This is a genomic window from Caballeronia sp. BR00000012568055 (assembly GCF_029439455.1).
GTDB lineage: Bacteria > Pseudomonadota > Gammaproteobacteria > Burkholderiales > Burkholderiaceae > Caballeronia.
Genome location: NZ_JAQFVG010000013.1, coordinates 12,009 through 21,452, shown reverse-complemented (window position 1 = coordinate 21,452; position 9,444 = coordinate 12,009). Strand labels below are relative to the sequence as shown.

9 protein-coding genes and 1 pseudogene are annotated in these 9,444 nt (G+C 57.3%); 7 read left to right on the top strand and 3 right to left on the bottom strand.

Features of this window, described 5'->3' with window-relative positions:
- Both P7F28_RS01555 and P7F28_RS01550 read right to left on the bottom strand, forming a co-directional pair.
- A partial coding sequence (locus P7F28_RS01555; RefSeq protein WP_277182647.1) for an aromatic ring-hydroxylating dioxygenase subunit alpha occupies positions 1-744 on the bottom strand: 744 nt, incomplete at its 3' end.
- Positions 745-846: 102 nt separating this feature from the next.
- Positions 847-1,773, bottom strand: a complete 927-nt coding sequence (locus tag P7F28_RS01550) for a LysR family transcriptional regulator (protein ID WP_277182645.1) — start codon at positions 1,771-1,773, stop codon at positions 847-849.
- 166 nt (positions 1,774-1,939) lie between these two features.
- On the opposite strand from P7F28_RS01550, the gene P7F28_RS01545 reads away from it, so the two are divergent.
- From P7F28_RS01545 to P7F28_RS01515, 7 genes are all read left to right on the top strand, one after another.
- Complete coding sequence (locus P7F28_RS01545) at positions 1,940-3,235, top strand: NAD(P)/FAD-dependent oxidoreductase (RefSeq protein WP_277182644.1); 1,296 nt, start codon at positions 1,940-1,942, stop codon at positions 3,233-3,235.
- 22 nt (positions 3,236-3,257) lie between these two features.
- Positions 3,258-3,698, top strand: coding sequence for a RidA family protein (locus P7F28_RS01540; protein WP_277182642.1), 441 nt, complete (start codon positions 3,258-3,260; stop codon positions 3,696-3,698).
- A 16-nt stretch (positions 3,699-3,714) separates the two neighbouring features.
- Positions 3,715-4,392, top strand: a complete 678-nt coding sequence (locus P7F28_RS01535; RefSeq protein WP_277182640.1) for a DUF1028 domain-containing protein — start codon at positions 3,715-3,717, stop codon at positions 4,390-4,392.
- Positions 4,385-5,548 carry an acetylornithine deacetylase gene (argE, locus tag P7F28_RS01530; RefSeq protein WP_277182638.1) on the top strand — a complete coding sequence of 388 codons (1,164 nt, stop codon included), beginning with the start codon at positions 4,385-4,387 and terminating at the stop codon, positions 5,546-5,548. Before P7F28_RS01535 ends, argE begins: the two co-directional genes overlap by 8 nt.
- Positions 5,549-5,619: 71 nt before the next feature.
- Positions 5,620-7,059 carry a cytosine permease gene (locus P7F28_RS01525; protein ID WP_277182637.1) on the top strand — a complete coding sequence of 480 codons (1,440 nt, stop codon included), beginning with the start codon at positions 5,620-5,622 and terminating at the stop codon, positions 7,057-7,059.
- An 81-nt stretch (positions 7,060-7,140) separates the two neighbouring features.
- Positions 7,141-7,953 (top strand): helix-turn-helix transcriptional regulator, encoded by an 813-nt coding sequence (locus tag P7F28_RS01520; protein ID WP_277182636.1) that lies wholly within the window; start codon positions 7,141-7,143, stop codon positions 7,951-7,953.
- Positions 7,954-7,984: 31 nt separating this feature from the next.
- Positions 7,985-9,196, top strand: a complete 1,212-nt coding sequence (locus P7F28_RS01515; RefSeq protein ID WP_277182635.1) for a mechanosensitive ion channel family protein — start codon at positions 7,985-7,987, stop codon at positions 9,194-9,196.
- 76 nt (positions 9,197-9,272) lie between these two features.
- On the opposite strand, the pseudogene P7F28_RS01510 reads toward P7F28_RS01515, so the two are convergent.
- Positions 9,273-9,444: pseudogene (locus P7F28_RS01510) on the bottom strand (glutathione-dependent disulfide-bond oxidoreductase); the annotation flags it as partial.

The following is a 9,444-nucleotide window of genomic DNA, read 5'->3' as shown; positions in this document are numbered from 1 at the left end:
AGACGCTTCCTTCGTGATCCAGTGATAATTGAACGCGGGAAAACCCGGCGGACATTCCATCTCTTCGAGCCGTGAATGCGGCCCTACCGTCGCGCGATGCAGCATCGGCAAGTGATAGCTCTCCATGAAGTTTTCCGCGAGGATCTTCCAATTGGTGTCCCACACGTGTTCTTCATAGAACGTTTCGATGTAATCGGTCATGCCGTAGGCATCGATCAACTTACTTAGCTCACCGAGTTGCGACTCCACGGGCGGCGCGTTTTCATCGAGCGTCACGTAAATCCAGCCTTGCCATTCTTCGCAACGCACAGCAGGCAACTTATAGCTTTCCTTGCAAAAACCTTCTTGCCGATCCATCAACGGCGCGCCCTTTAGCGCACCATCGAGCGAATAATTCCAGGCGTGATAAGGACACACGATACGGCGCACACTGCCGCGTCCCTCAAGCAAAACCGACATGCGATGCAGGCACACATTCGACATCGCCTTGAGCTTCATCTGTTCGTCACGCAACACGACAACAGGCTGCGCGCCAAGCTGCGCAGTCAGATAATCGCCGGGCGCTTTGAGCGCGCTGGCGCGGCCTAAGCATTGCCATTCGCGCTGAAAAATATGCTGCTGTTCGAGCGCGAGAAACTCGGGCGACGTATAGACACCGGGCGGCATCGCATGCGCGTCGCTGAACGGGCGCTCGACGCCGGCGTTGAGCGTATCGATCAGCTTTGAAATTGCCGTGTTGTCCATGAGTCTCTCCTCGACATGGACATCAATCTATCAAGCCAAATTGCCAGCCAAAATATTGTTTTTGGATACAAAGCAAAGCTTTTGCCTATACAGCCCGCTTCTTTAAGCGTCGATATGCAGGCGGCCGATATAACTCTCGCAAAACGACGCAAAGCGATGCACCACTTGCCGCGGCTTCATGGTGCGCGATTGCGCAATGCCAAGCATGGTCGCGTTGACGTTGTCTTTGAAGCGCTTAATGACGAACTCTTCGCCGTCAACGGTGCGCGTTGACTTGAGCGGGAAATTGAGCAGGCTATAGCCTAAGCCGTTAGCGACCATGCCACGCACCACTTCCGGCTGCGAGGAGCGAAACGCGGGCACCGGCCGCGCGCCGACTGCATCGAAAAGTGCGGCGAAATATTCGCGGCTATGCGGCAGATCGAGCATCACGTAAGGCTCCGGAAGCAAGTCTTCGAGCGATATCTTGCGCGCCCGCGCCAGCCGGTGCGTACGCGGAAGAATGGCGTAGGGCGGCAACGAAAGCAGCGGCGTAAAAGCGATGTCTTCCGTCAGATCGAGGCTGTAAGTCAAAGCGATATCGAGCGAACCGTCGTGCAAACCGCGCAGCAAGGCATCCTGATGCCCCTCGACGGTGCGAAACGAAATGCCCGCGTGATCTTCCGTAAAGCGGCTGATCAGACCCGGCATTAAAGGCGGCGCAAGCGATACAAGACAGCCTAGTGCAATGGCGCCCGTCATGCCGCCATCCATTTCCTTAGCGGCGGTTTGCAATTCCTCGGCAATCTTTAGCAGATTGCGCGCTTGGCCTAGCAAGTCGCGTCCGGCTTGCGTCAAAGACAAGCCGCTTGCATGGTGACGAATAAACAATTGCACGCCGAACGACACTTCCAGATCCGCTAAGGCCGTGGAAATGGAAGGCTGCGAGATATGCAATTTCTTGGCGGCAGCGGTAAAGGACAAGGCTTCCGCGGTGACCACGAAATAGCGCAATTGACGCAACGAATAGCGCAGCGGCTGACTTTCCATCGACGGTGTTCCGGCTTTCTTAGCTTGAGTGAACGCATTGTGTGCTCGCCAAAATTCTCTGCATAGTCAAATCCGATGCTTAGCATTTTTTTTAAATATTTTAGTTATTCGCTTGGGACGCGTAGATTTTGCGGCAAGACATTTCGCCTCTCAGAAGGACTAAGCCATGACAGTGGAAACGACGTCAATCGACACGCTTATCGTGGGCGCGGGACAAGCCGGCGTAGCGATGAGCGAACATTTGAGCCGCCAGGGTGTGCCGCATATCGTGCTGGAACGTGCGCGGATTGCGGAAGCGTGGCGCACCGGGCGCTGGGATTCGCTGGTTGCCAACGGACCCGCGTGGCACGATCGCTTTCCTAATTTAGAGTTCGCGGAAACGGCTGCGGATGCCTTTGCGCCTAAAGAAGAAGTCGCGGACTATTTCGTCGCTTACGCTAAGAAATTCAATGCACCGATTCGTACGGGTGTCGAAGTAAAGAAAGTCGTGCGCAACACCGGACGTCAGGGCTTTACGGTCGAAACGTCGGATGGTGTGTTCGAAGCCAAGCGTGTGGTTGTCGCGACGGGGCCGTTTCAAGAGCCGATTATTCCGCCGATCGCTCCGCAAAGCAGCACGCTGACGCAGATTCACTCCGCCGCGTATCGCAATCCTCAGCAACTACCCGAAGGCGGCGTGCTGGTGGTCGGCGCGGGATCGTCGGGCGTGCAGATTGCCGAAGAGTTGCAGCGCGCGGGCAAGCGCGTGTATCTGTCGGTTGGCGCGCATGATCGGCCGCCGCGTGGATATCGCGGACGCGATTTTTGCTGGTGGCTGGGCGTGCTCGGCGAATGGGACGCGGAAGTGATGAAGCCGGGCCGCGAGCATGTGACTATCGCGGTGAGCGGTGCGCGTGGCGGGCATACAGTCGATTTCCGACGGCTCGCGCATCAGGGCGTCACGCTGGTCGGTCTGACGAAATCGTTCGATAACGGCGTGGTGTCGTTCAATGCGGACCTCGCGGAAAACATCGCACGCGGCGATGAGAACTATCTTTCTCTGCTCGATGCAGCCGACACCTACGCCGCCCGTAACGGACTCGATCTTCCCGACGAACCCGAAGCCCGCATTATTCCGTCCGATCCCGACTGCCTCACGCATCCGCTCCTAGAACTCGATCTGACTCAAGCGGGCGTGACGTCAATCATCTGGGCGACCGGTTACGCAACCGACTTCAAATGGCTGCAAGTCGATACCTTCGATGAGAAGGGCAAGCCTAAACATCAGCGCGGTGTATCGAAGGAACCGGGTGTGTATTTCCTCGGCTTGCCGTGGCTCTCGCGCCGTGGCTCCGCATTTATCTGGGGCGTGTGGCACGACGCGAAACACGTGGCCGACCATATCGTCACGCAGCGCAAATATCAGGCGTATTACGACCATGCGCCGGTGCCGCATGAAGAAGCCGTTCATACGCCAGCCTGAATAATCCATACAAGGTGATTCGATGACTCAACCTACGCATACCCGTATCCGCATGTTCAATACCAAGGATACGTACCCGAACCAAACGCTCGATAACGATCTTTGCCAGGCCGTGCGCGCTGGTAATACGGTCTACGTACGCGGTCAGGTCGGCACGGATTTCGACGGCAATCTAATCGGACTCGGCGACCCGCGCGCGCAAGCCGAACAGGCGATGAAGAACGTCAAGCAATTGCTTGAAGAAGCGGGCAGCGATCTTACGCATATCGTTAAGACTACGACATTTCTGACCGATGTGCGTAATCGTGAGCCGGTGTATCGCGAAGTCGGCAAGTGGCTCAAGGGCGTATTTCCGATTTCCACTGGCCTTACTGTCGTTGCGTTGGGCCAGCCGCAATGGCTGATGGAAATCGATGTGATCGCCGTGATTCCCGACGATTGGACGCCGCCTGCAAAGGCCTGAAGCTCAAGGAGCGCGCATGACTTTCTCTATCGTCGGCCGTTGTGACAAGACGGGGCAGCTTGGCATTGCGATCAGTTCGTCGAGCATTGCTGTGGGCGCGCGTTGCCCGTGGGTGCGTGCGGGTATCGGCGCGGTGGCCACGCAAAACGTAACGTTGCCCGCGCTCGGGCCGCAGATTCTCGATCTTCTCGCCGATGAAAAACTCACGCCGTTCAACGCGCTGAGCCGCGCGCTCGATGCGAACGAATGGAGCGAATATCGGCAAGTCACGGTGATCGATTCGCAAGGTCGCACTGCATTTTTCAGCGGCAAGGAAGCGCTTGGCACGTATCACGCGGTAGCGGGCGAACAATGCGTCGCAGCGGGCAATATGCTGTCCGGCGTGCATGTGATCGAAGCGATGCCCGCTGCATTCGCCAGCGCGGAAGGCACGCTTGCGGATCGATTGCTCGCCGCGATGCAAGCCGCAATAGCCGCAGGCGGCGAAGCCGGTCCCGTGCATTCGGCTGCGTTGAAGATAACAGGCGAACAAAGCTGGCCGCTGGTCGATCTGCGTGTGGACTGGGCTGACGATGACCCCATCGGCAAGCTCGCTGATTTGTGGACTGCTTATAAACCGCAGATGCAGGACTACGTGACGCGCGCCTTGAATCCGACCGCTGCGCCAAGCTACGGAGTGCCCGGCGATGAATGACATGTCGAGCCGCGCGCTGCTCGAAAAGCTGATCGGTTTCGCCACGGTGAGCCGCGAATCGAATCTCGCGTTGATCGAGTTTATTCGCGAATACCTCGCAAAACATGGCATCGAATGCGAGTTGTTCTATAACGATGAACGCACCAAGGCGAATCTTTTTGCGACGATCGGTCCGCGTGATCGCGGCGGTATCGCGCTGTCGGGACACACGGATGTCGTGCCCGTCGATGGACAAGCGTGGACCGTCGATCCATTTGAAATGATCGAGAAAGACGGACGCTTGTACGGACGCGGTACGGCGGACATGAAAGGCTTTCTCGCCTGCGTGCTTGCTAGCGTGCCTGAATTCGTGAAGCGCGACCTGAAGCTGCCGATTCATCTCGCCTTCTCATACGATGAAGAAGTCGGATGCTTAGGTGTACGTCCGATGCTCGCGGAACTCGCGCGTCGCGCACATAAACCCGTACTGTGCGTGATCGGCGAGCCGACCGAACTCAAGCCCGTGCTCGGTCACAAAGGCAAACTCGCGATGCGCTGCTGCGTCAAGGGCGCGCCCTGTCATTCGGCCTACGCGCCGTACGGCGTCAATGCGATCCAATACGCCGCGCGTCTGATCAATCGACTCGATGAGATCGGTGATCAGCTCGCGCAGCCCGAGCATCACGACGAACGTTTCGATCCGCCGTATTCGACGGTTCAGACTGGCGTCATTAAAGGCGGCCGCGCGCTCAATATCGTGCCCGCCGAATGCGAATTCGATTTCGAAGTGCGCGCGCTTCCGGGCTTCGACGCGAACAAGGTTGCAGATGAATTGCAAACTTATGCGGAGGCCGAACTATTACCAAAGATGCGCGCAGTGAAGGCGGAAACGGACATCCGTTTTCAGTCGTTGTCGGCGTATCCGGGTCTGGCGACATCGCCTGATAGTGATGCTGCGCGTTTGCTTGCGCTGCTGGCGGGATCGAACGCATTCGGCACGGTTGCGTTCGGCACGGAAGGTGGCCTGTTCGAACAAGCCGGAATACCGACGGTTGTGTGCGGACCGGGAAGCATGGATCAGGGCCACAAGCCCGATGAGTATGTAAGCGTCGAACAATTGCAGGCTTGCGACGCGATGCTCGCGCGCCTCGCGGATTACCTCTCGAACACAGTCTGATTCAATCGACATTGTTAAGATACCTGAGCTTTCAACGCTCAGCGATGAAACACGCCTCTAAGGAGACGCAATTGAACACTCCGCAAAGCAATAGCAACAGCAATAGCAACGGCAATGCTTCGCCGTTGATCGAGAAGCACACCATTGGATACGTGCCGCCGGAAGATCGTCATGGCAAGGTGCGTGATCTGTTCACGCTGTGGTTCGGCGGGAATATCGCGCCGCTGCCTATCGTGACGGGCGCACTCGGCGTGCAGATTTTCCATTTGAATCTGCTGTGGGGCATCGTCGCGATCATCGTCGGTCAGTTGGTGGGCGGCGTGTTGATGGCGTTGCATTCCGCGCAAGGCCCGCAAATGGGCATTCCGCAGATGATTCAGAGCCGCGCGCAGTTCGGTTCGTGGGGCGCGTTGCTAGTGACCGTGATTGCAGGCGTGATGTATATCGGCTTCTTTGCATCGAATATCGTGCTGGCGGGGAAGTTGCTGCATGGTATCGAGCAAAGTGTGTCGGTGCCGGTGGGAATCGTGATCGGCGCGCTCGGGTCTGGACTGATCGGTATTATCGGATACCGCTTTATTCATATACTCAATCGCATCGGAACATGGGTGCTGGGCATCGGCATCTTCATTGGCTTCGGCTATATCTTCACGCATATCGCCACCGATGATTTCTTCACGCGCGGTGGTTTCAATATCGCCGGATGGCTTGCAACGGTCTCGCTGTCCGCGCTGTGGCAAATCGCATTTGCGCCTTACGTGTCCGATTATTCGCGCTATCTGCCGGAGAACGTGAGCGTCGCTTCGACGTTCTGGGCGACCTATCTCGGCTGCACCATCGGCTCGACGCTTGCGTTCGTGTTCGGCGCGGTGGCTGTGCTCGCCGTGCCGCCCGGCGTCGATGCAATGGATGCCGTGAAAGCCGCCACCGGCCCGCTCGGCTCGATGATGCTCGTGCTCTTTCTTTTGAGCGTGATCAGTCATAACGCGTTGAATCTGTATGGCGCGGTGCTCGCGGTCATCACCTCGTTGCAGACCTTCGCGTATCGCTGGATTCCCACAGCGAAGGCGCGCGCAGTGTTGTCCGTCGTGATTCTGCTTGCATGTTGTTATGGCGCGATCGGTGCATCGACTAACTTTGTCGGCAATCTGGTCGATCTCGTGCTTGCATTGCTGGTCGTGCTGGTGCCGTGGACCGCGATCAATCTGATCGACTTCTATGTCATTCACAAAGGTAACTACGACATCCAGTCTATTTTTCAGGCCGATGGCGGCTTGTATGGCCGCTTCAATCCGCAGGCGCTGATCGCTTATGTCATCGGCATTCTCGTGCAGATTCCGTTCATGAATACGCCGATGTACGCAGGCCCGGTGCCGAAGTATCTCGATGGCGCCGATCTCTCGTGGGTGATTGGTCTCGTGCTGACGTCGCCGCTTTACTACTGGCTCGCCACACGCGATACGAACTATCGCCGCCGCACCATGAGCGCGAATATCGCTCGTCAGTCTTAAGCGGCACATTCAGAGCATCACTCATCGTAGTAAAGTACGGTCGTTATCGTGCTATACGACGCATCATCTACGACCACCACGATGAGTGAGCAAGATCTCCTCGGCGCCTATCTCAAGGACCGCCGCACGAAACTCGATGCCACCGCGCTCGGCTTTTCCGCGCCGCGCCGCCGCACGCCGGGGCTGCGTCGCGAAGAAGTCGCGCAGCGCGCCAATATCAGTCCCGCGTGGTACACATGGCTCGAACAAGGGCGCGGCGGCGCGCCTTCTGCCGATGTGCTCGATCGTATCGCCGGTGCGTTGATGCTTACAAAGGTCGAGCGCGAGCATGTTTTTCTTCTGGCGTTCGGTCATCCTCCTGAGGTCGATTATCAAGGCGACGAAGACATCACGCCGCGACTTCAACGCATACTCGATGCGCTCAATCCCTGTCCTGCGGTCATTCGCACCGCGACGTGGGATATCGTCGGATGGAATCGTGCGGCAACCGTCATGCTGACCGACTACAACGCGCTGGAGCGCTCGCAGCGCAATGTCCTTCGTCTGATGTTTCTCGATACACGTTCGCGCGAAATGCAATACGACTGGGAAAGCGTTGCGCGCTTTGTGGTGGGCGCATTTCGTATCGACGTGGCGCGGGCTGGCGCGGCGTCTGCTGTCAGCAAACTAGTCGATGAGTTGTGCAACCTTAGTCCCGAGTTCGCCGCAATGTGGCGCGACAACGACGTGCAGGCGCATCGCGAAGGCACCAAGCATATTCGTCATCCTGTGCTGGGGCCGTTTTCATTCGAGTATTCCGCGTTCGCAGTCGATGGCAGGCAGGACTTGAGTATGGTGGTCTATAACCCGGCTACGCCGGAAGATGCAGAGAAAATTCGTTCGTTGATCGCGTAGTTCGTGCGGGTTTCACGCCTGGGGAGCGTCCATGCTCGACAACATCTTGCGGATCGAAGGCGGAAAGAATTGGTACGAGTTTCATATTTATACGGACAACGAATGGGTTGCCGCAGCGATCATCGTGGCGCTGCTGCTGTCCATTCTGCTTGCAAGCACGCTGTGCTATTACCTGACGCGCTGGATCATGATCATGATCGTGAACCGGCTTGCGCGTCGCGAAGAAAACAAGTGGCTGCGCGCCGCCGAGCGACACAAGGTATTTCACCGGCTTGCGCCGCTGGTGCCTGCGGCGATCGTGTATTCGTCCGCGCCGCTGTTGTCGGGCATCTCGTTTCCCTTTGTAGCGATGCTTGGAAGGCCGCTAGCGATCCTGGCCGCGTGCTATATGGTCATCACGCTGGTGCGCGCGGCCATCGCGTTTCGCGACAGCGTGGAAGAGCGCTATAGCCATGTGCCTTCTTCGAGCGAGCGGCCGATCAAGAGCTTTTTGCAGATATCGACCATCATCGTGTATCTGATCGCGTTCATTGCGGTGATATCGATTCTGCTGGAGCGTTCGCCCGTTTATTTGCTGACCGGTTTGAGTGCGGTCACGGCGCTGCTTATCATCGTGTTTCGCGATTCTTTGCTGGGCTGCGTGGCGAGTATTCAGCTTGCCGCGTACGACATGCTGCGCGTGGGCGACTGGATCGAAGTGCCGGGATATGTTGCGGACGGCGAGGTCATCGACATTGCATTGAACACCATCAAGGTACGCAATTTCGACAACACGGTGATCATGCTACCGAGCTACGTTCTCCTGACCAATAGCGTGAAGAACTGGCGGGGCATGACGGAATCCGGCGCAAGACGCGTGAAACACGCCATCCATTTCGATGCCGACACCATCCGCTTTCCCGATGAAACCTTGATCAAACGACTGCAAGACGACGCGCGCCATCCGCTTGCCCTGCTCGCGGATGAAGACGTGCAGCGTAATACGAATCTCGGTTTATATCGCCTCTACATCACTGCTTATCTACGCACGCACGATTCCGTGCGCCGCGATATGGCGCTGATCGTGCGGCAAGTGCAGACCTCGCGCCCTATGATCGCGCTGGAAATCTACTTCTACCTCGATGAAACCGACTGGACGCGTTATGAGCGCAAGCTCTCCGATCTAATCGATCACGCGTATGGCGTGGTGCCTGTATTCGGTCTGCGCGTGTGGCAAAAGGAAAAGTCCAAAGCGGTCGAATAGTAAAATAACTGGTTCGTACGCATCGAGCGCAACCCGTGCGCTTCACAAACGTGTCGCTGCACAATCGAACTAACGCTCAGGCAAGCTTGTCCTGCGTACGAGTTTCGAAGTCCGATGCATCGTGACGCTCGTGCAACTGGCTCGATAGCTCTCCGAACGAACGATTCACCATCCGGCCGCGCTGCACCGCAGGGCGCGCGCCGATGGCATCGGTCCAGCGACGCATGTGCTTGTACTCGTTCACGGAC

Bases quoted from the DNA above. Each gene is read 5' to 3' on its own strand.
- P7F28_RS01550 (WP_277182645.1), bottom strand. From the start codon at position 1,773: ATGGAAAGTCAGCCGCTGCGCTATTCGTTGCGTCAATTGCGCTATTTC.
- P7F28_RS01545 (WP_277182644.1), top strand. From the start codon at position 1,940: ATGACAGTGGAAACGACGTCAATCGACACGCTTATCGTGGGCGCGGGA.
- P7F28_RS01540 (WP_277182642.1), top strand. From the start codon at position 3,258: ATGACTCAACCTACGCATACCCGTATCCGCATGTTCAATACCAAGGAT.
- P7F28_RS01535 (WP_277182640.1), top strand. From the start codon at position 3,715: ATGACTTTCTCTATCGTCGGCCGTTGTGACAAGACGGGGCAGCTTGGC.
- argE (WP_277182638.1), top strand. From the start codon at position 4,385: ATGAATGACATGTCGAGCCGCGCGCTGCTCGAAAAGCTGATCGGTTTC.
- P7F28_RS01520 (WP_277182636.1), top strand. From the start codon at position 7,141: ATGAGTGAGCAAGATCTCCTCGGCGCCTATCTCAAGGACCGCCGCACG.
- P7F28_RS01515 (WP_277182635.1), top strand. From the start codon at position 7,985: ATGCTCGACAACATCTTGCGGATCGAAGGCGGAAAGAATTGGTACGAG.